The organism is Gemmatimonas sp., assembly GCF_044344655.1.
In the GTDB taxonomy this organism is placed as follows: Bacteria; Gemmatimonadota; Gemmatimonadetes; order Gemmatimonadales; family Gemmatimonadaceae; genus Gemmatimonas.
Map to the genome: position 1 here is coordinate 23,963 of NZ_JBIJCN010000020.1, position 20,474 is coordinate 44,436.

General features: G+C 67.9%; 14 protein-coding genes. 10 read left to right on the top strand and 4 right to left on the bottom strand.

What is annotated here, in order from left to right; all coding sequences use genetic code 11:
* Positions 1 to 8: 8 nt before the first annotated feature.
* A complete protein-coding gene (locus tag ACIQ51_RS07430) occupies positions 9 to 4,145 on the bottom strand; it encodes an ATP-binding protein (protein WP_396204394.1) in 4,137 nt (1,378 codons plus the stop codon).
* A 77-nt stretch (positions 4,146 to 4,222) separates the two neighbouring features.
* Between ACIQ51_RS07430 and ACIQ51_RS07435 the strand changes: the two genes are divergently transcribed.
* The 10 genes from ACIQ51_RS07435 (at position 4,223) to ACIQ51_RS07480 (ending at position 16,449) form a co-directional block, all read left to right on the top strand.
* The gene (locus tag ACIQ51_RS07435) at positions 4,223 to 5,008 is read left to right on the top strand and encodes a hypothetical protein (protein ID WP_396204395.1); all 786 of its coding nucleotides are present in this window, start codon (positions 4,223 to 4,225) and stop codon (positions 5,006 to 5,008) included.
* 109 nt (positions 5,009 to 5,117) lie between these two features.
* Positions 5,118 to 6,620 (top strand): TolC family protein, encoded by a 1,503-nt coding sequence (locus ACIQ51_RS07440; RefSeq protein ID WP_396204396.1) that lies wholly within the window; start codon positions 5,118 to 5,120, stop codon positions 6,618 to 6,620.
* Positions 6,621 to 6,632: 12 nt separating this feature from the next.
* Positions 6,633 to 7,916 (top strand): efflux RND transporter periplasmic adaptor subunit, encoded by a 1,284-nt coding sequence (locus tag ACIQ51_RS07445; RefSeq protein ID WP_396204397.1) that lies wholly within the window; start codon positions 6,633 to 6,635, stop codon positions 7,914 to 7,916.
* Positions 7,917 to 7,936: 20 nt separating this feature from the next.
* The gene (locus ACIQ51_RS07450; protein ID WP_396204412.1) at positions 7,937 to 8,719 is read left to right on the top strand and encodes an ABC transporter ATP-binding protein; all 783 of its coding nucleotides are present in this window, start codon (positions 7,937 to 7,939) and stop codon (positions 8,717 to 8,719) included.
* A 72-nt stretch (positions 8,720 to 8,791) separates the two neighbouring features.
* Positions 8,792 to 10,039, top strand: a complete 1,248-nt coding sequence (locus ACIQ51_RS07455) for an ABC transporter permease (RefSeq protein ID WP_396204398.1) — start codon at positions 8,792 to 8,794, stop codon at positions 10,037 to 10,039.
* A gap of 5 nt (positions 10,040 to 10,044) precedes the next feature.
* Entirely contained in the window at positions 10,045 to 11,310 is a 1,266-nt protein-coding gene (locus tag ACIQ51_RS07460) for an ABC transporter permease (protein WP_396204399.1), read from the top strand.
* Positions 11,311 to 11,436: 126 nt separating this feature from the next.
* The gene (locus tag ACIQ51_RS07465; RefSeq protein WP_396204400.1) at positions 11,437 to 12,678 is read left to right on the top strand and encodes an ABC transporter permease; all 1,242 of its coding nucleotides are present in this window, start codon (positions 11,437 to 11,439) and stop codon (positions 12,676 to 12,678) included.
* A gap of 3 nt (positions 12,679 to 12,681) precedes the next feature.
* Positions 12,682 to 13,938: an ABC transporter permease gene (locus ACIQ51_RS07470; RefSeq protein ID WP_396204401.1), complete on the top strand. Its 1,257-nt coding sequence runs from the start codon at positions 12,682 to 12,684 to the stop codon at positions 13,936 to 13,938.
* A gap of 52 nt (positions 13,939 to 13,990) precedes the next feature.
* Positions 13,991 to 15,211: an ABC transporter permease gene (locus tag ACIQ51_RS07475; RefSeq protein WP_396204402.1), complete on the top strand. Its 1,221-nt coding sequence runs from the start codon at positions 13,991 to 13,993 to the stop codon at positions 15,209 to 15,211.
* The gene (locus tag ACIQ51_RS07480; RefSeq protein ID WP_396204403.1) at positions 15,208 to 16,449 is read left to right on the top strand and encodes an ABC transporter permease; all 1,242 of its coding nucleotides are present in this window, start codon (positions 15,208 to 15,210) and stop codon (positions 16,447 to 16,449) included. The genes ACIQ51_RS07475 and ACIQ51_RS07480 overlap by 4 nt, the downstream gene beginning before the upstream one ends.
* A 58-nt stretch (positions 16,450 to 16,507) precedes the next feature.
* On the opposite strand, the gene ACIQ51_RS07485 is transcribed toward ACIQ51_RS07480, so the two are convergent.
* Genes ACIQ51_RS07485 through bchI form a run of 3 tightly spaced genes read right to left on the bottom strand, consistent with a single transcriptional unit; the run spans position 16,508 to position 20,320 of the window.
* Positions 16,508 to 17,416 (bottom strand): DUF3623 family protein, encoded by a 909-nt coding sequence (locus ACIQ51_RS07485; RefSeq protein WP_396204404.1) that lies wholly within the window; start codon positions 17,414 to 17,416, stop codon positions 16,508 to 16,510.
* A complete protein-coding gene (locus ACIQ51_RS07490) occupies positions 17,413 to 19,287 on the bottom strand; it encodes a magnesium chelatase subunit D (protein WP_396204405.1) in 1,875 nt (624 codons plus the stop codon). The genes ACIQ51_RS07485 and ACIQ51_RS07490 overlap by 4 nt, the downstream gene beginning before the upstream one ends.
* Complete coding sequence (bchI, locus tag ACIQ51_RS07495) at positions 19,271 to 20,320, bottom strand: magnesium chelatase ATPase subunit I (protein WP_396204406.1); 1,050 nt, start codon at positions 20,318 to 20,320, stop codon at positions 19,271 to 19,273. Before bchI ends, ACIQ51_RS07490 begins: the two co-directional genes overlap by 17 nt.
* Positions 20,321 to 20,474: the final 154 nt, after the last annotated feature.

Consider the following 20,474-nt stretch of genomic DNA (forward strand, 5'->3'; position numbering starts at 1 on the left):
ACCCAAGTTTAACGTCTCAGCTCGCCGGATGCTTCCCGCGCAGACGCCCCCGCGCGGGGCAACGTGATGCGCACCGTCGTCCCCTGCCCCACGATGCTCGTGAGTCCCACCGTGCCCCCCCACCCCTCGATGAGTCGGCGGCTGATGGCAAGACCGAGCCCGCTGCCGCTGGTGCGGGTGGAGAAGTGGGGTTCGAATACCTGTGGTAACACGTGCGCCGCGATACCGGCGCCGTCGTCGATCACCTCGAGCGTGAGGTGCCCATCGATCGCGCGCCCGACGATCGCGACACGGGAGGCGCCGGCGAGCCGCGCATTTTCGAGCAGGTTGATCAATACCTCACGCAATTCGTCCCGCTGCGCCAGCGCCTCGAACGACCCGACGTCTGGAAGATCGCGCACCCACGCCACCCGTTGCCCCTGCTCGGCGTGATCGCCGAGTCGCTCGAGCGCCACCACATCATCCACGACGGCACGCACATCCACGGCGACCGTCGGGGCACGTTCCGAGGGGGCGGTGCCGTAGCGGCTGAAGGCGCGCGCAATCTCATCGAGATGATCGATTTCCTCGAGCACCCGGGCCACGTTGGTGTCGAGGATGTGCGCAAAGTCTCCCCGGCCGTCGCGATACGCACGCCGCAGGTGCTGCACACCGAGCCGGATGGGCGTGAGCGGGTTCTTGATCTCATGAGCGACCTGCCGGGCCATCTCGCCCCACGCGAGCACCCGCTGCGCCGAGGCGAGGTCGGTAATGTCGTCGAGAGTAAGCACGGCACCACTCGGCAGGCGCGTAAGTCGTGCCTGGAGTTGTCGGGTGCCCACGGACAATTCGAACGCCTCCTCCTCTACGTTGCCGTCGAGAAAGGCGTGGCATTGCTGCACGAGGGGCCGGAGGCTGTCGGGGAGCATGTCGAGCGACGCGCCCACCTGCTGCACGGGTGCATTCAACAGGGCGACCGCGCGCGGGTTGGCCAGCGTGATGGCGCCATCGCGGAGCATCGCCACCACGCCGCTCGCAACGTGCTGCAGCACGGCCGCCGTGCGACGCTGGGCCGCCTCGAGCGCCGCGCGACCGGTCGTCAAATCACCGGCCATGCGGGTGAAGGCGCGATACACCGGCGCAAACTCGGTGGCCGGGACCGTGCCCAGCCCGGGGGCCGGGCGTCCCGCCGCAATCGCGAGGGCCGCCTCACGCAGCGTGCGGACCGGCCGCGCGAGCGCGCGCGCGGCCACTCCACTTGACCAGCTGGCGGCCAGCGCGCCCAACATCGTGGCGAACAGCACGAGCACACCAAGGTCCTCGCGCCGTTCGTCGAGCGCGAACTCGTCACCGCGCGCCGGCGTGGCGAGCACCAAGGTGGCGCGGGCCGTGTCGGTGGTGCGCATCAGCTGTCGATAGCCCACCAGCGTGCGGGTGACGCCGGTGGTCAGGCGACGCGTGGTGAAGATGTCGTCGCTGCCAAAGTCGTCGGGGGTGAGCGTAACGGGAAGCACTCGGCCAAGGGGCGCGAGTGCCTCCAGCAACGGATCGCTCGCACTCACCAACAGACCATTGCGGTACAGGAAGAGAGGCGCCCCGGTGCTGGAGCGCCCCGCGTCGAGTGGGCGCTGCTCCTGCTCCGCCGCCGCCACACGAAGTGTCTCGCGCACCAGCAGTTCACGGGCAGCACGGTCGTCATCTTGCAGGCGATACCATGCCCACAGCGCGAAGATCGCGGCCGGGGTAATGAAGAACCCGAGCAGAGCGCCGCTGAGGCGTACGCGATACGAACGAGACCAGCGCACACGACGGACCGTGAGCAGCCGGGTGAGTGCCCCGTCGGCGAGCGCCGTGACGGCCCAGAGCAGCATCACGATCGCCACGTCGAAGAGCACGAGCAACGCGCCGCGCGGCAACAGATCGAGCCCCCCGAGTTCCACTTCCACATGCACGCGGCTCAGGTACACCGAGTCGCCGGCCACACCGTCGCCATGCAGCGCATTGCCGCGGCGGCGCCAGGCAAGCGTCGGAGACGCCGCATCATCCGGCAGCGCCGCCCCAATGGCCAATCGATACGGCGGATCGGCACGGCGTGCGCCCGTCACGCCCGTGAAAGCGGAAAACGGATCCACGGGCTGCAGGCTTGTGCGCGGCGGCACGGCCACGGTCGTCACCACGCCATCGGGCGCGGGGACGGCAGCGAGGAGCAGTCTGGTGAGCCCGTCACGAGCCTCGCGGATCTCCACGGCTCCCGTTTCACGGGCCAGCACGGCGAGGTACGCCTGCGCGCCCACCGTATCGGTCACGGGCGTGAGTTCGAGTACGGAGACGGCCGAATCGCGTGCGGCGGGCGTCCAACGCGCGAGTCGTGCGGCGTAGCCGGCGCGCGCCAATTCACTGCTCGCGAAGCGCCGCAGCAGGACCTCGCTGCTACGGACCGGACGGACCTCATCGCGCAGACTGATCGCGAAACGCTCGAGCAGTCGCTGCGCATCGAGATCGCTTTCCCCGATGCGCGTGATGTCATGCTGCGCCAGCGCGATCCGCGCGCGGATCGTGGCGCTCCAGGTGAGTGTGGTGGCGCCAACGCCGGCGACGACGGCGGCGGCCGCGACCTGCGCGAGGCCGCCGCGGGTGAAGGCAAGCGAAGCCATGGCCAGCACCCAGAGCGCGGAATACCAGATGGGCCAGGTACCGGGGGCCTCCCAGAGGACGGGGGCGAGTGCACCGGCGGCGAGCGCCACGAGCACCGAGAGGAGAGGAGGCAACCCGCGTCGCGAGCCAAGCGCGGTCTGGCCGGCCGCAGCGGCCACGAGCAGGACGGTCACACCCACGAGGGCAAGACCGAGTTGCCAGGCCATCCATAAGGAGAAGCCGGCACCGGCGGGAGGCACCGTAATGCCACGGGCGAGGTCACGCAGCAGGAGAGGGCCTCCCACGGCCCCCACGAGCACAAGCGCGACGGCCGACACCTTGGAGGGGCGCTGCCTCGCGGTACGGATGGCAAACAGGCACACAGCCAGCACGAGCGCCGCTGTGACGATCAGCGCGGCAATGGTGGAAGTGAGCGGCCCACCATGCGGCGCGAAATAGCTGCGTGGATCGAGGAGCCCCGACACGTTCGACAGCCCGGCGAGCGGCGCCAGTGCGACGGTCATCAACACCGTGAGCGCCGCCCCAATGCGTTCGAGGGTGGCGGCTGGGCGACGCCACGCCACCACGAGAAAGCAGATCAGCGCCAGTGCGAGCGCCACGCCTGTACGGGCGCGGGCATGCTGCTCGAGCCGAAGCAGTGTCTCGCCTTCGGTGTAGGTCGTCGCCCGAATGCGCGCGAGCCGCTGCGTACCATCGGTGACGACCACGACGGTGGCCCCCGGCGTGACGAACGAGCTGTCTGGAGACTCGACCGACGTGTGGTCCACATCGACATTGTTCGGCAACGTCTGCAACAGACTGCGCGCAAACTGATCGGCCGGAGGGGCAGAGGCGATCAGGGCGCTCATGAGGACCACCGTACGCCGGTCTTCCGAGTAGGCGCAGGCGACGAGCGACGTATGGAATACACCATCGACCAGCCGGACCCCCGCGGGACAGGTTGGCTGGATCGGTGTAAAGAGCTGCCCGGCGCGGCGAACGAGACGACCGTTGTGGTAGACGACCGCGGCCGTCGCGGTGCCGCCGGGGAGGGTCGGGGGCGCGAGGAGCGTCCTCCCGTCTTCCTGCAGTCTCGCCACAAGGGCGGTGTCTGTCGCCATCGACCGTGACGCTTCCCGCAGGCCTGCCGCCGTGGCCTCGATGCTGCGCGCGACGCGCTCTGCGCGTTCCCCTCGTTCCGTGACTGACCAGTCCACCCAACGATCGCGCACGGTCAGGAGGGACGCCGTATCGAGCCCCGCCATGATGCAGCCGACCACCAGCGCCCCAACGGTGGCCATGGCGAAGGTCCGCGGCCGACGGACCACCGGGAGGCAGCCGGCGGCGGCGGCAGTCCCGACAACGACCGCCAGGAGTCGTCCCCAACCCGGCTCCTGCAGCCAATAGGCCAGGGCCCCCAGGGCCCAGGCGCTGCTGGCCACCCACAGCGCGGGCCATCTCCCCCCTTCCGCCTGGTCGGCGGCGAGGGCATCAGGCGCAGCAGGTCCGGGGCGTCGGAAGCGGGCGATCATCGCCCCAGAATACCCCAGCGGGTTCCCCAATGCGAAGAGGCACCGATCCTCGGGGCCAAATCAGCTATCTTCCGCGGATGGTCCGCCTTCCGTCGATTGCGCTCCGCCTGCCGGCGTCTCCCGGCCGTCGTACTCTGGTGCTCACCGCCACTCTGATGGCGGCCCTGCCCGTGCCCATGCGGGCCATGGCGTCGGCCGGTGGCGACCGCGTACCGCCGGCGTCGCAGCCGGTCCGCCTCGACGTAGGGAGCTTCACGCTCCTCGTCAACGGACAGCGCGTGGGGCGCGAGCAGTTCTCGGCACAGCAGCTCACCACCAATGAAGGCCCCACGATCGAGCTCCGCTCGGAATCGGCCGTTGGCGATCACCGCACCGCCATGCGACTGGAAGTCGATTCGGCAGGAACGCCGCTCCGCTATTCCGTGGAGGAACGCCGTGGTGCAGAGCAGACGCTACGCCTCGGCGGGCAGCGCGTGCGCGGGCGTTTCGCCACCCTCGCCCGCGGCGTGACCGGTGAATCGGCCCGCGAATACCTGCTCCTTCCGGGAGCCGTCGTGGTGGAGGAAGACGGACTGGTGCAGCACATGCTCCTCGTGCGTCGCGGCCCGATTGCCGTGGGGAGCGGCATGACCCTCCCCTCCCTTACGCCGGTCGCCAACACCCAGGGCGCGGTTCGGGTGGTGCTCGAAACGGATGCCGATATCGTCACCATTGCAGGGGCCAGACGTACGGCTCAGCGGTATCGCATTGTCACGGCCAGCGGCGAAGTCCGGCTCGTGTGGGCCGAACATGACGGCCAGCTCCTGCGTATCAGTATCCCATCGCGCGGCCTGGAGGCCATCCGTGACGACGTCCCGCGCTGAACCGCAAGGCATGGTGGCGGATGCCGCGCCCCACCCGTCTGCCCTGAAACCATCTGCCGAGGGGCGCCGTACACCCCCCAGGCATTATTCCTTTCCTCGATTCGTCGCCATGAAACTTTCCGTGAGACCCCATGTGCTCGCGCTTGCGATCGGTGCAGCGGCCGGCATCAGCTCTCCGGCGCTCGCCTTCGCCCAGACGCCGTCGCCGGCTCAGGGGAATGTCCTGACATTGAACGATGCGCTCACGCTGGCCCGTCGCAACAACCCGACGCTGCAGAATTCGGTCAACGCGCGCCGCACGGCAGCCGCAAACGTCCGGGCAGCGAACGGGGCGTTTCTCCCAAACGTCAACACCAGTTTTGGTGGCGGCTATCGTGAAGGGCGTCAGACCTTCTTCCAAGGTCAGGGCTTTGGTTCCACCAACGATCAGCTCTCCACCGACGCCAGCGCGTCGGCGAACCTCAATCTCTCGCTTGGCGCGCTCAACGACCGCCGCGCCATCAAGGCGGAACAGAGCGCGACCGAGTCCGACATCGCCGCCGCCGAACTGACCGTGCGCAACACGGTGACCACGCAGTATCTCACGGCGCTGCAGGCGCAGGCCAATGTGGTCCTGCAGGACACCCTGCTCATCACCACGACCGCCCAGCTGCAGCTGGCCCGCGCCCGTCTGCAGGTGGGGTCGGGCACACAGCTCGACGTGCAGCGCGCCGAGGTGGCTGACGGCCAGCAGCGCGTGGCCTCGCTCCGCGCGCGCAACACGGTGCAGGTCGAAATCGTGCGCCTTTTCCAGCAGATGGGCATGACGCCGGTGGCGGGCACCATGCTCGACCCCAATCTGCCGGCCCCGCCGGCCCTCGAACTGCAGGCCGTGCTCGACATGGCGCGGCGTGCCAACCCGGCCCTCGAGGCGCTCAAGCTCCGCGAAGAGTCGGCGCGCCGGCAGGTCTCGTCGGCCAAGAGCGGGTACTACCCTGCCCTCTCGTTGCAGGCCGGTGTGTCGGCGTTCACCAACCGCTTCACCAGCACCGAGCAATTGATCACGCAGGCGCAAGGCAGCACGCTCAGCGCGCGCAGCTCCTGCATCCGCACGGAGGAGGTGCGGGCGCGACTGCAGCTCCCCAACGGCCTCGCGCAGTGCGAAGGGATCGCCTTCACTCCCGTGCAGGAAGCCGCCATTCGCAACGCGCAGAGCAAGTACCCCTTCGACTTCACGCGCAATCCGTACAACATCTCGGCCAGCCTCTCGCTCCCCCTGTTCAACGGCTTCCGCCGGGAGCAGCAGATCGAGCAGGCCCAGGTCCAGCGGAAGAACGCCGAGAACAACACGCGCACCCAGGAACTGCGCATGACGGCGGACGTGACCGCCGCCTTCCTGCAGCTCAACACCGCGCAGCAGACGGTGGAGTTGCAGGAACAGAACGTGCGCACGGCGCGCACGGCCCTCTCGCTGGCGCAGGAGCGCTACCGCGTGGGGGCGATCAGCCTCGTGGACCTCGTGCAGGCACGCGGCGATTACGAGCGCGCCGAAACCGATCGCATCACCGCCGTCTACGATGTACAGCGCGCCTTTGCGGCGCTCGAGAACGCTGCCGGCCGTCCGCTTCGTTAACAGAGATCAGTCATGACCAAAACAGTCAAGTTCGGAATCGCCGGCGTCGTCGTGGCGGGTGTGGCCGCCCTCGCCATTGTGGCCGCCAAGCGCAACACGACCAAGCCCGTGGACGTCCGCGTGGAAGCCGTGGAGGCGCGCGACCTCGTGGCCTCCGTGACCGCCAGTGGTCAGATTCAGCCGCGCACCAAGGTCGACGTGTCGGCCGATGTGACGGGAAAGATCGTGCGCCTCTCGGTGAAGGAGGGCGACCTCGTGACCAAGGGCCAGTTCCTGCTGCAAATCGATCCCGAGCAGGCCACCGCCGCCATGCAGCGCGCGACCGCGACGCTCGCGTCGGCCCGCGCGCAGGCGGCGCAGGCCAAGGCCAATCTCATTCAGGCCCAGCGCAACTACGAGCGGTCGGCGCAGATCCAGAAGCAGTCGCCGAGCCTCGTGAGTGAGGAACAGCTCGAGCAGCTCCGCACGCAGGCCGAGGTGAACAAGGCACTGGCCGAGGCGGCGAATTACTCCGTCGAGCAGGCCATTGCCTCCGTCCGTGATGCGCGCCAGGCGCTGAGCCGCACCACGATCACCGCGCCGATGAGCGGCAAGGTCACCCGCCTCAACGTGGAGGAGGGCGAAACCGCGATCATGGGGACGCTCAACAAGGACGCGGCCACGCTCCTCACCATCAGCGACATGAGCGTGCTCGAGACCAAGGTGAAGGTGGACGAGACCGACGTGGCCCGCATCAGCGTGGGCGACTCGGCGCTCATCCAGATCGATGCCTTCCCCGACACGACCTTCGTGGGTCGCGTGGTCGAGATCTCCAACAGCTCGGTGACCAAGGCGGCCGGTGCCGCCAGCACGGGTGACCAGGCGATCGATTATGAAGTGCGCGTCCAGCTCACCAACCCGCCCACGGAGACCCGCCCGGACTTCTCCGCCACGGCGAAGATCGTCACGGCCACGCGCATGAAGGCGCTGAGCATTCCGATCATCGCGCTCACCGTACGCGAGAACGAAGAGCTCCCCCAGGGCGACTCCGCCGTGACGGTAGGCCGCGAGCCCACCAAGCAGGTCGGCAAGCGGGACGTGGAGGGGGTGTTCATCGTCGGCACCGATAACACGGTGAGCTTCCGCCCGGTCAAGGTCGGCATTGCCGGCGAGCGCCACTTTGAAGTCCTCGACGGGCTCAAGAGCGGCGAGAAGATCGTCGCCGGGACGTACCAGGCCATTCGCGAACTCAAGGACGGCGCGCTCGTGAAGCCGGCCGTGCCCGACGACAAGAAGGCGGCGGAGAAGAAGTCGTGAGCCTCGCCGGCGAGATCGGCCTGAGCACCACCGGGGAGCGCCTCGCCGTCACGGCCACCCACGGCGCAGCACCCACGGCAGATTGGGTGATCGTCACGCGTCAGCTCAAGCGGCAGTATGACATGGGCGGAGAAATCGTACGTGCCCTCCGGGGCGTCGACCTCGCCATCCGCCGCAACGAGTATGTCGCCATCATGGGCCCCTCGGGTTCGGGCAAGTCCACGCTGATGAACCTCATCGGCTGCCTCGATACACCCAACGAGGGGGAGTACTGGCTGAGCGGACAGCTCGTGTCGCAGATGTCGGACGATCAGCTCGCCCGCGTACGCAACAAGGAGATCGGGTTCGTCTTCCAGACCTTCAACCTGCTGCCCCGCGCATCGGCCCTCCAGAACGTGGAACTGCCGCTCGTGTACGCCGGGGTGTCGGCCGACGAGCGCAAGGCGCGCGCGACGGAGGCGCTGGAGCGGGTGCAGCTCGGGGAACGCGTGCACCACCGGCCCAATGAGCTCTCCGGCGGGCAGCGCCAGCGTGTGGCCATCGCTCGCGCCCTCGTGAACCGGCCGTCGATCCTGCTCGCCGACGAACCCACCGGCAACCTCGACTCCCAGACGAGCGAGGAGATCATGCGCGTCTTCGAGGAGCTCGCGCAGCAGGGGCAGACGGTGGTGATGGTCACACACGAGCCCGACATCGCTGCGCACGCGCGCCGTGTGGTCGTCCTGCGCGACGGGGTGATCGCCAATGACGAAACCCGGGAACAGTTCATCGCGCGAATCGGTCTGACGCACAGCGCGCACTGAATCGCGGCGGCGTGAAACACGAGGGGCCCGCGGGCGTAGGGGTAGCACCGTCTCCTACCCTGCGAGCCCCTTGTGCCTTTTTTCGATGCCATTCGCCTGGCGCTGCGGACGATCCGCACGCAGAAGCTGAAGAGCGCGTTCACGCTCCTCGGTGTCTGCATTGGCGTGATGTTCCTCATCTCGGTCGTCTCCATCGTAGAAGGGATGGGGCGGTACATGGAGGAGGATCTGATCGGCAAGCTGATCGCCGTGAATACCTTCGAGCTGCGGCATCGCCCCAACATCAACATTGGCGACGTCGACGAGTCCACCTGGGAGGAGTACCGCAAACGCCCACGGCTCGACATCACCGACGTGGAGCCGGCCACCCGCGGCCTCCCCGCCGACACGCGCTGGTATCTCTTCAGCGAAGACATGACCCTGGCATCGAGCAGCACCAGCGGCAAGCCGCGCCAGGTGCGCGCCGTGGCCGTCCAGGGAGCGTTCTTCGAGATCAAGAAGATGGGCGTCACCCGAGGGCGGCTCCTCACCGAGCAGGAACTCGACCGCGGCGAAAAGGTGGTCGTGATCGGGCCCGATGCGGCCGACCGGCTCTTCCCCGGCCTCGATCCACTGGGGCGCGAGGTGAAGCTCGGTGGCGTCCCCTATCGTGTGGTGGGGCTTGGTGAGTCACAGGGCAAGGTGTTCGGCATGTCGTTCGACAACTACATCGTTGCCTCCTTCCGTTCGCCAGCACGACGTTTGCTCAATTCGCGCCCGAACATCGTTGACGCTGTGGTGATTCAGTCGCCCAGCGTGCCGGCCATGACCGAGAACATGGAGCTCGTGCGCGCCGCCATGCGCGCCGTCCGGAAGTTGCGCCCGGCCCAAAGGGACAACTTCTCGCTCCAGACCGCCGACTCCGCGCTGGAGTTCTGGAACAAGATCAAGGGGTATCTCGTGCTTGCCGGCGTGGCGCTACCGGCCATCGGCCTCGTGGTGGGCGCGATCGTGATCATGAACATCATGCTGGTGGCCGTGGCCGAGCGCACGCGCGAGATCGGCATCCGCAAGGCGCTCGGTGCCAAGCGGCGCGACATCCTCCTGCAGTTCCTCATTGAGGCCTCCACCCTCGGCACGATCGGCTCGGCGATCGGCGTGGCGCTCGGGATCGGCCTTGCGCAACTGATCGCCGCCGTCTCTCCCCTCCCGGCGAGCGTCGCCCCCTGGTCGATCGTGGTGGGGGTGGCCCTCGGCGCCGGCGTGGGAATCATCTCCGGCGTGTACCCCGCCAGTCGTGCGTCCCGCCTCGACCCCATCGCTGCCCTGCGCACGGAGTAACCCCTATGACCCGCTATACCACGCGGCTCTCCGCGGTCACCGAAGGCGTGCGCATTGCCATCGATGCCGTCCGCGCGAACAAGGTCCGCGCCGGCCTGACCATCCTCGGCATCGCCGTCGGCGTGTTCGTGGTGGTCGCCATCGCGGCCGCCGTGCACGGCATTAACGAGTCCGTGGCCAAGGACTTCGCCAGCACCGGCCCCACCACGTTCTTCGTCTCGCGGTACCCGATCAGCTTCGAAAACTGCGACGGCAGCGAAAACACGTGCAAGTGGCTACGCAACCCGCCGATCCGCAGCGGCGAGATCGAGGCCCTGCGCCGTCTCCCCACCGTGGACGCAGTCGGAGAGCGCCTCGACTGGGGGGCGAAGGTGCGGTATCGCGGAACGGAGCTCTCCGCCACGAGTGTGGAGGGATACTCCGCGGAATGGACGGCGATCAGCGCGCCCGAGGTGTATCCGGGGCGTGCTTTCACCCAGGCCGAGGCGCGTACCGGCGCACGCGTCGCGGTCATCACCACACTCATGGCGGAGCGCCTGTTCGGCGATGCTGATCCGATCGGCAAGACCGTCACGCTCAATGACGTGCCATTCGACGTGATTGGGGTGTTCAAGGACAACAGCAGTTTCCTGTCTGGCGGTGAGCGCCCGAAGGCCGTGGTGCCCGTCACGGCACTCGTACGCCACATCGGCGCCCGCGAGAGCAACATCGGCCTCGCCGTGAAGCCCCGCGACAACCGCGCGCCGGCGGTGGCGCGCGATCTGGCGATCGACGACGTCACGGCCACGCTGCGCGGCCTGCGCGGGGCGCGACCGGCTGAAGCATCGAGCTTCGCGATCATCACGCAAGACAAGCTGTTCGAAACGTACGACAAGATCTTCGGGATGTTCTTTCTGGTGATGATCGCGCTTTCGGGCGTGGGGCTGATCGTGGGTGGCGTGGGCGTGGTGGCGATCATGATGATCTCGGTGACCGAGCGGACACGCGAGATCGGCGTCCGCAAGGCGCTGGGCGCCACCCGGGCCACCATCCTGTGGCAATTTCTGGTGGAAGCGGCCACGCTGACAGGCATCGGCGGGATGATCGGCCTCTTTGTGGGGTGGATCGGCACGCTGGCCATTCGCACCTTTACCCCGATCGAGGCCAGCATCCCGCCTTTGGCCGTGGTGGCGGCGCTTGGGGCGAGCGCGATCACCGGCATCCTCTTCGGCATCCTCCCTGCCAGTCGCGCCGCCAAGCTCGATCCGGTGGAAGCGCTTCGCTACGAGTAAGGGGGGCAAGGACCGACCAGCGGTCGAGCTCGCCCCTCGCCGGCGCGTCGGCGCGTCGGCGCGTCGGCCGTGCGCCGGGCACCTCCGGAGAGGCGCCCGGCGCCCGGTCTAGGTTATTGTTCACGGGTGAAAACCCGCGACGCCGTCATTCTCGCCCTGGCCCAGCTTCGGGTCCAGAAACTCAAGAGCGCCTTCACCCTGCTCGGGGTGACCATTGGCGTGATGTTCCTCATTGCCGTGGTGTCCATCGTGGAAGGGATGGGCAAGTACGTCGAGGAGGATTTCGCCGCCCGCCTGATCGGCACCAACACGTTCACGCTGCGGCGCTTTGACAATGTCGGCCCCGGCGGAAACCGTGGCTTCGATGCGCGTGCGGCTCAGCGCCGTCCGTTGCTTCGCATGACGGACTTTGACGCCGTCCGGGCAGTGCTACCGGCCACGATGACGTCGACCGTGGCCAGCGAGAGCTTCAAGTACGCCTCGGCGCCAGGCGCGCGGCCGCGACAGGTGCAAACCGTGGCAACCGACGCGAACTACTTCGCCATCAAGAAGTTTGCGGTCACGCAGGGGCGCGCCTTCACGGATCAGGAAGTGCGCGCCGGCTCACCGGTGATGGTGATCGGCGTGGAAGTCGCCGATCATTTCTTTCCCGGCCTGAGCCCGCTCAACCGCACGTTGCGCGTGGCGGGTGTGCCGTTCACGGTGATCGGCGTGATCGAGAAGCAGGGGTCGGTTTTCGGCTTCTCCCTCGATCGGCTCGCGATCGCGCCGCACACGTCACCGATGCAGCGCATCCTTCGCCCTCAACGCGATTATGGATCGCTGATCGTGCAAGCGCCCACTCAGGGCGACCTCGCCGAAGGCATCGAACTGGCGCGCGGCGCCCTGCGTGCCTTCCGTGGCCTCCGTGCCAGTGAGGCCGACAACTTCGGACTCGTCACGCAGGATGCGGCGTTCGGCTTCATCAAGGAACTCAAGGGGCGCCTGGTACTCTTCGGCACGGCACTCCCGGCCATCAGCCTCGTGGTCGGCGCGATGGTGATCATGAACATCATGCTGGTCGCCGTGGCCGAACGCACGCGCGAAATCGGCGTGCGTAAGGCACTCGGCGCCAAGCGCGGCGACATCCTGTCACAGTTTCTCGTGGAAGCGGCGACCCTGAGCACCATCGGCGCCGCCATCGGCATTGCTCTGGGGGTGGGGCTGGCCAAGGTGATCGAACTGCTCACGCCGTTGCCAGCCGCCGTGGCCCCGTGGTCCATTGTGGCCGCGCTCGTAACCGGCGCCGGCGTGGGGATCGGGGCGGGGCTGTATCCGGCCAGCCGCGCCTCGAAGCTCGATCCCATCGCCGCACTACGGTCGGAGTAATCGATGAACAGCCTGCTGCTGGTACTCGAAGGGGTGGCGATGGCGCTCGAAGCCATCCGCGGCAACAAGGTGCGTGCGGGGCTCACAATCGCCGGTGTGGCGATCGGCGTGTTCGTGGTGGTCGCCATGGGCGCGGTCGTGACCGGCATTCGCGCCTCGTTCCAGAAGGATCTCGAGGAGATCGGCGCCACCACCTTCATCGTGCAGCGCCGAGGCTCCGGGATCTCCGCCTGCGACGGGACCGACGAAAAGTGCCCGGATCGACGCAATCCACCCATCACCGTCGGTGAATGGGAGATGATCCGTCGCCTCCCGGGCGTGCAGGAAGTCGTGGGCACGCAAGGCGGCCAGGGAAACTTTGCCTACCGCAACAGTCGCGTGGACAACGTGGGCTACGATGCGTACAGCGTGGAGTGGCCGGCGGTGAACGCGTCGGACATCGCGCCCGGTCGCAACTTCACGCGCACCGAGGAGAACGCGGGGCAGCCGGTCGTGCTGGTGAACGACACCCTCAAGGCGCAGCTCTTTGGCGATTCCGATCCCATCGGGAAGCAGATCACGGTCAGCGGCCGACAGTTCACGGTGGTGGGGGTTTACACGCCACGGGCGGGATTCTTGCGGTCACTTGAAGGGCGTGGCCCGGATACGCCTCGGGCGATCATCCCGCTCACCACCGCCATCCGTCAGCTCGATGCATTCCGTGGCAGTCTCACCCTCTTCGTGCGTCCGGCACCGACCGCCACCCAAGAAGAAGTGATGGACGAGGTGCTCGCCTCGATGCGCGCCCGCCGCGGCCTCAAGCCCGGAGACCGCAACGACTTCTATCTGGTCGAACAGGACCGCATCATGGAGACCTTCGACCAGCTGTTTGGTGCGATCTTCGCCGTCGGCCTTGCCCTGTCGGCCGTGGCCCTGCTCGTGGGTGGCGTGGGCGTCGTGGCCATCATGATGATCTCCGTGACCGAGCGCACCCGCGAGATCGGCGTCCGCAAGGCCCTCGGCGCGACCGCGGGCACCATCCGCTGGCAGTTCCTCGTCGAGGCGGCCACCCTCACGACCATCGGGGCGATCATCGGCCTGTCGATCGGCGCGCTCTTGGCGTGGGTGATCCGGAGCAACACTAGTATCCCCGCCGAGTTGCCCACGAGCATCGTGATTACGGCGCTCGTGGCGAGTGCCATCACGGGCGTGGCGTTCGGCATGCTCCCCGCCGTGAAGGCCTCGAACCTCGACCCCGTCGAAGCGCTCCGTTACGAGTAGCCCGGGCGCACCTCGCACCCACAGTCCAATGCGGTCTTCGGACATCATCCGTATGGCCCTCGGCCAGCTCCGCGTGAACCCGCTGCGCACCACGTTCACGTTGCTCGGTATCGTGGTGTCCGTGGGATTCCTCGTGGCCGTCGTGGCGATCATCCAGGGGATGAACGCCTACGTGAAGGAAAACATCGCCGATGCGATGATCGGCATGAACACCTTTCAGGTGCGCCGCCTGCCGATCAGTCTGGGGCTGTTCACCGACGACGAGTTCCGTCTGCTGCAGCGTCGGCCGCGCATCGACGAGTCCGACGCCGATGCGGTCCAGCGCGCGATTCCCGATGCCCTTGCGATCGGGCTGACGTCCGGCTGGCCTACCCCACGCGGCGACATCGTCTGGCGCAACCGCACCCTCGGTAGCGTATTGGTCTTCGGCGTGACAGCGGGATACCAGGACGTGCAGGACTATCGCTTCACGAGTGGCCGCCCCCTGAGCGATGTGGACGTGCGCGAGCGCCGCAACGTGATCGTCGTCGGGGCCGATGTGGCGAAGGATCTTTTCGACAGCGGCAACGCCGTCGACCAGGAGATTCGGCTCGGCGGCCAACGCTTCACGGTGATCGGCACCGTTGCCCCCAAGGGGCGCGTGCTGGGGCAGTCGTTCGATGCGTTCGTAATGATTCCCATTCCGGCCTTCGAGTCGATCTACGGGCGGCGCCAAAGCACGGTCGTGTCGGTGAAGATGCGCGAGGCCGAGCAGGTGGCGCCAGGCATGGCGCGGGCGCAAGAGGCGATGCGTGTGAACCGACAGCTACGCCCCTCGGACCGCGACAATTTCGACATCGGTACCGGCGAGGCGTTCATTGCCTTTTGGAAGCAGCTCACGCGCGTGCTCTTTGCGGTGGTGCCGGCAGTCGTGGCGATCGGCATTCTGGTGGGTGGCATCGTGATCATGAACATCATGCTCATGGCCGTCACCGAGCGCATGCACGAAATCGGCCTGCGCAAGGCGGTCGGGGCCACGGCTACCGATGTACGCCGCCAGTTCCTTGCCGAGGCCGTGGCGCTGGCGGCGACCGGCGGCGCCCTCGGCGTTGCCGCGGGGTGGGGGCTCGCCCTGCTGGTCTCCACGCTGAGTCCCCTGCCCGCCCGCGTCACGCCGTGGAGTGTGGTGCTTGCGCTAGCCCTTGGTGCCGGCATCGGTGTGCTGTTCGGCGTGTACCCGGCGGCCCGTGCGGCACGGCTCGATCCCATCACGGCCATGCGGGCGGAAACATGACGCTCGACGCCGTCGGCGAGAACGTCCGCATCGCCTTCGACGCGCTGCGCGTGAGCAAGTTGCGCTCGTCGCTGACGATCCTGGGCGTGGTGATCGGCGTGGCGACCGTGATGGCGATGGCGGCGATCGTGCAGGGCGTGCGCGACCAGATCGTGAACACGATCGAGGTGGCTGGCCCCACCACGTTCTACGTACTCAAGAAGTTCTCGCAGACGCCGCTCAACCCCGACGACCTCCCCAAGGATGTGCGCATCCGCCCGGATCTCACCGAGGCGGAGGTGGAGCGGATTCGGCTGCTGCCAGAGATCGGCTATGTCTCGCTATGGGCGCAAACGCTGGCGCGCATCGAGGCGGATGGCGTGCGCAGTCAGGGCGTGGCGGTCTTCGGCGCCGACGACGGGTTCACACAGATCCAGGGTGGCGAGCTGGTCACCGGACGCTGGTTCACGCGGGCGGAAATTCTTGGTGGTGCGCCGGTCGTGGTACTCCAGACCGAAACGGCGCGATCCCTCTTCGGCAACGAGCAGATGATGGGGCGCACCGTGCGCATCGGCGGACGGGTCCTGCAGGTGATCGGGCTGTGGGAGGAACCCGGCAACATCTTCGCGCCACCGGGTCAGGCGGTGGGCGCGATCGTGCCGTATCGCTTCATGGACCGCGCCTACACGATCGATCGGACCAACGCACTGTTCATGCCCATCAAGCCCCGCGCAGGTGTGAAGGTGGCCGAGGCACAGTCGGCGGTGGAGATGGTGCTGCGAGAGGCGCGACACCTGCGCCCGGGATCCGGCAACACCTTCGACCTCGTCACGCAGGACCAGATCCTCGACACGTTCAACAGCATCACCGACGTGTTCTTCCTTGTGATGATCGTGTTGAGCGGCGTGGCCCTTCTGGTGGGCGGCATCGGGGTCATGGCCATCATGACCGTTTCGGTCACCAGCCGCACGCGCGAAATCGGCGTACGCAAGGCGCTGGGGGCCACGAAGCGGGACATCCTGCTGCAGTTTCTCGTGGAGGCCAGTACGCTCACCGGCATTGGTGGCGCGATCGGCATTCTCGTGGGGTTGCTCCTCGGGCGCGTCGCGTCGGTCGCGCTCGACGTGGATGCGCCCGTCCCGATCACCCTGACCGTCATCGCCGTCGTCGTATCGGTGGGCATCGGGATTCTATTCGGCATGATTCCCGCCCAGCGGGCGGCACGCCTGGACCCCATCGAAGCCCTGCGCTACGAATGAGCCGCTCGTGCAAACCGGGCGCGCCGCGATCGTGGCCCGGCTTCGGGGTATCCGGCCCTTAGTATCCGCGTACCGCCAGGAACGCCTCCCACAACGGGAGCTGAATGGGCGCACCGAGCACGGCCAGCTCCAGCACCGAGAGTACTCCGATCACCGTGAGCAGCATCATCGCCTGGCGGTACGCCGGCGTGCGGCCGCGGATCGCATAGATCGCCGTATACAGCGTGTACGCGATCACGCAGGCGACCGTGAACGGGAGGAACAGGCTGTTGACGGCGGGGCCGAAGTAGCTCTCGAGAAAAACGAGATCTTCGGGAAAGAATCCTCGGCCACTGTTCTCGACGCCGAGGAAGATGTTGATGCTCGCGACCTGGTGCACGCACCAGAAGAGCGCCGCCGTCCACCATCCGGTGGGATTCACGCGCTTGTGCGTGATGATCGCCGTGGTGGCCAGCACCGCCAGCATGACGAGCTGATACCAGAACATCGACAGCACCGCCTGCACCGCAAAGGCCCACGAGGGCGGCTGTGCGGGGATATGGAGGCGGAGCGACTCGGGGCCGATGACCCACGCGCCGTAGAACGTCACCTGGGCCCAGGTCCAGAGGAACGCGCCCCCGAGGAAACTGCGCCGCGCCGCCGACGGCGTATCGCGATCGCGTTCGAGATACACGAGGGACGCCCCCCACACTGCCAGCGCGGTCGACACGACCAGCCCGAGCAGTCTGGTGGCGGGTGAGCGCTCGAGAGCGAACACGATGCCCGTGGTGCTCCACCAGAACAGCACGACCACGGCGAACGAGCGCAGGGCCACCCGCAGCGTGGTTTCACGCGTCGCGATGTCGGTGGCGTGCAACATGTCAGGATGCCGCGCCCGCACCAACGACTGCAGGCGCGCCCGCCATCCCGTACGCCGCGGTGTCATCACCACCGCTACCCGCACCGCCTCTGCGCCGATCCCGCTCATGCACTTCCTCCGTCCGCCATCTGCAGCGCCGTCTTCACCAGCCCACCCAGCGCCTTGGCATCGGCCGCTGGGAGCAGGATGTAACGCGCCTTCATCGCCTCGGCAATCCGCCGCGCCACCATTTCACCGCGCGGCGACGTATCCACGAACATCGCCGGAATGTGCTGCGAAGCAAAGCGGGCCCCGGCTGCCAACGCATCCTGTTCCGCCTGCTTCCGGCCCGGCGAACCATCCCGCGCAATGTTGGCGCGGCCATCGGTCATCATCACCACCATGGGGGCACTGCCCCCTCGCCGGGTGGCGATCGCCTGCTCCACGGCGGCGTCGATCGCGTGGGCGAGCGGCGTCCCGCCACCACCCGGCAGTGCCGCCAATACCTTCTTGGCGCGAGCCAGCGCGCGCGTGGGCGGCAGCAGGACCTCGGTCCCCTGCCCACGGAACGCGATGAGGCTCACGCGATCGCGCCGCGCGTACGTTTCCGCCAACAACAGCTCCACGGCGCCCTTCGCTTCCGCGAGACGGTACAGCGCCGACGACCCCGAGGCGTCGACCACGAAGAGCACGGTCGTCCCGGTCTTCTCCACGAAGCGGCGCACGCGGAAGTCTTCACGGCGCACCGTCACACGGGGCCGCGGTCCCGCGAGCGCCGGCGCGGCCGCCTGGCCGCGTACGCGCTGCCACGGCGCGGCCGCACGCAGCGTCTCCAGCAGGTGCAAGCGTGCCCCGCCACGCGGCGAGCCGCTGCGGGCGCCGCGCGGACGCCCTCGCAACAGGTTGGGCGTTTCCTCGCCCACGCGCCCCTGCATGCTGCCCGCCGATGAATGCTGCACCAGTTGCGCCAACAGATTGGGAGGCAGCGCCGCCTGCACCGCCTCGCGCAGCAGTTCGCCGCTGTCGGGCGTGGGCTGCGTGCTGTCGTCGTCGCTGTCCGCCGGCGGCTCGCTCTCCGGCGGTTCCGGCGGCTGCTCCATCTGCGGGGGCGGCGGCGGAGGCTCGGGCTCGTTCTGCTCGGCCTGATCTTGTGGCTGCTGATCCTGCTCGTTCACCTCGTCGTCGTCCGGCGGTGGCGGTGGCGGCGGCAGACGCGTGGCGCGCGGCGCGAGGACGAGCGCCGCCGCCTTCTCCGCATCTTCCTCGGTCACCATCAGCCGCCCCTGCAACGCTGCGTGCGCCCGTGCGCAACGCAGCGCGAAGAGCATGGCTCGCACCGAGTCCACACCGAACGCGTCGGCCGTCTGGCAGAGCGCCTCGGCCCACTGCTCGTCCACACTCACCTGTGCGAGGCGATGGCGCGCGTCACGCACGACGGTCTCGAAGTGATGCGCCTCACTTTCGTCGGCCATCCACTCGAGTTCCTCACTCACACGCCCGTCCACGCGCACCGTGAACGCGAGGCGGTCCTTGAGCGCCGGATGCACGAGTTCATCGTCCACCGATTCATCGAGCAGCAGCACGCAGACACGCGAAGCATGGCGATCGGCAATGCCGTCGCGCTGGACGGTGATTTCACCATGATCGAGCGCCTCACCCAGCGCCGTGCGCGCCGACACGGCGAGCCGCTCGGCCATCGGCACGACCACGATGCCGCCGTCGGCGGCCGCCAGCACACCCTTCTCGGCTACGAGGCGTCCGAGCGCGAGCGTGGACGCGAGGTCCACGCCGCCGTACAGCCGATCGGCCGTGACGCTCGACGGGACGCGCCGCAGCGGGGCACCGCGCGGCAGCCACGCCCGAACGAGCGACGAGTAGAGCCGAGCGTGCTCGTGCACGGGATGGTCGAGTAACGCCCCTCCGAGCCCGCGCGAATCGACGGCCAGCAACAGCGCCGAGAGCGCGCCGAGGCTGACGGGCAGGTCAGTGCGCGCCGACATTACCCGCTGGCGCGTCCCACAGCTCCGCCACGGCGCGCTCCACCCGCGTGGTGGAACCGGCGTCGTCGAGCACGTTGCGGCGCAGGCGATGCCGTAGGGCCATCGCCGCGATGCGGCGGAGGTGGTCGAGCGTGACGGTCTCGGCGCCTTCGAACGCGGCGAGCGCTCGCGTGGTGCGCAGCAGCGTGAGTTCGCCGCGCAGTCCGTCGGTCCCCAGCGCCGAGCACAGTGCCGCCGCGCGCTCGAGAATGCCGTCGGGGACGGTAAGCTCTTCCAGTTTGGCGCGCGCCTTCTCCAAGGATCGGCGGACCTTTGCGTCGGCCTTCTGCCAGTGGGCGAGGAACGCCATTGGGTCGCGATCGAATGCGTCACGGCGCTTGATCACGTCAATGCGCGTGGCGATCGCCGTCGGTGTGCGTACGTCGACCGCGAGCCCGAAGCGGTCGAGCAGCTGCGGGCGCAGTTCCCCCTCTTCCGGGTTCCCGCTGCCCACCAGCACGAAGCGTGATGGGTGCCGCACGCTCACCCCTTCGCGCTCCACCACGTTCTCCCCGGTGGCAGCCGCGTCGAGCAGCAAGTCGACAAGGTGATCCTCAAGCAGATTCACCTCGTCCACGTAGAGGAAGCCGCGATGCGCGCGGGCGAGCAGCCCGGGTTCGAAGGCCTTCTCACCGGTGGTCAAGGCACGTTCCAGATCGAGCGCACCGACCACCCGGTCTTCCGTCGCCCCCAGCGGCAGATCGACCACCGGTACGGGCGCCAGCACCGCACGCGGATGCTGCCCCTCGGCCAGGCGCTTGAGGCACTCGTCGCACTTGTTGCTCGACTGCGGATCGCAGCCGTACTTGCACCCTTGGACGACCTTCATTTGGGGGAGCAGCCCAGCGAGGGCCCGCACGGCCGTGCTCTTGCCGGTCCCGCGGTCACCGAACACCATGACGCCGCCGATCGACGGGTCGATCGCCACTAAGAGGAGCGCCAGCTTCATCTCCTCTTGTCCCACGATGGCACTGAACGGATAAACAGGTCGCATCAGAATCCGGTGAAAATCAGCCGCCGACCCGGGGATAGCGCGAGGCGGCGGGGAGAATCCATGTTTCCATCACGTTAGGACTGGGGATTCTATGTCGCAATATCCTGACAGTCCCGGCGCCTTCTGGTGTACACTTTTCTTGACACCACGGTGT

Excerpts from the sequence above, each read along its gene's own strand:
- ACIQ51_RS07430 (WP_396204394.1), bottom strand. The coding sequence starts at position 4,145 with ATGATCGCCCGCTTCCGACGCCCCGGACCTGCTGCGCCTGATGCCCTC.
- ACIQ51_RS07435 (WP_396204395.1), top strand. The coding sequence starts at position 4,223 with ATGGTCCGCCTTCCGTCGATTGCGCTCCGCCTGCCGGCGTCTCCCGGC.
- ACIQ51_RS07440 (WP_396204396.1), top strand. The coding sequence starts at position 5,118 with ATGAAACTTTCCGTGAGACCCCATGTGCTCGCGCTTGCGATCGGTGCA.
- ACIQ51_RS07445 (WP_396204397.1), top strand. The coding sequence starts at position 6,633 with ATGACCAAAACAGTCAAGTTCGGAATCGCCGGCGTCGTCGTGGCGGGT.
- ACIQ51_RS07460 (WP_396204399.1), top strand. The coding sequence starts at position 10,045 with ATGACCCGCTATACCACGCGGCTCTCCGCGGTCACCGAAGGCGTGCGC.
- ACIQ51_RS07470 (WP_396204401.1), top strand. The coding sequence starts at position 12,682 with ATGAACAGCCTGCTGCTGGTACTCGAAGGGGTGGCGATGGCGCTCGAA.
- ACIQ51_RS07475 (WP_396204402.1), top strand. The coding sequence starts at position 13,991 with ATGGCCCTCGGCCAGCTCCGCGTGAACCCGCTGCGCACCACGTTCACG.
- ACIQ51_RS07480 (WP_396204403.1), top strand. The coding sequence starts at position 15,208 with ATGACGCTCGACGCCGTCGGCGAGAACGTCCGCATCGCCTTCGACGCG.
- ACIQ51_RS07485 (WP_396204404.1), bottom strand. The coding sequence starts at position 17,416 with ATGAGCGGGATCGGCGCAGAGGCGGTGCGGGTAGCGGTGGTGATGACA.
- ACIQ51_RS07490 (WP_396204405.1), bottom strand. The coding sequence starts at position 19,287 with ATGTCGGCGCGCACTGACCTGCCCGTCAGCCTCGGCGCGCTCTCGGCG.
- bchI (WP_396204406.1), bottom strand. The coding sequence starts at position 20,320 with ATGCGACCTGTTTATCCGTTCAGTGCCATCGTGGGACAAGAGGAGATG.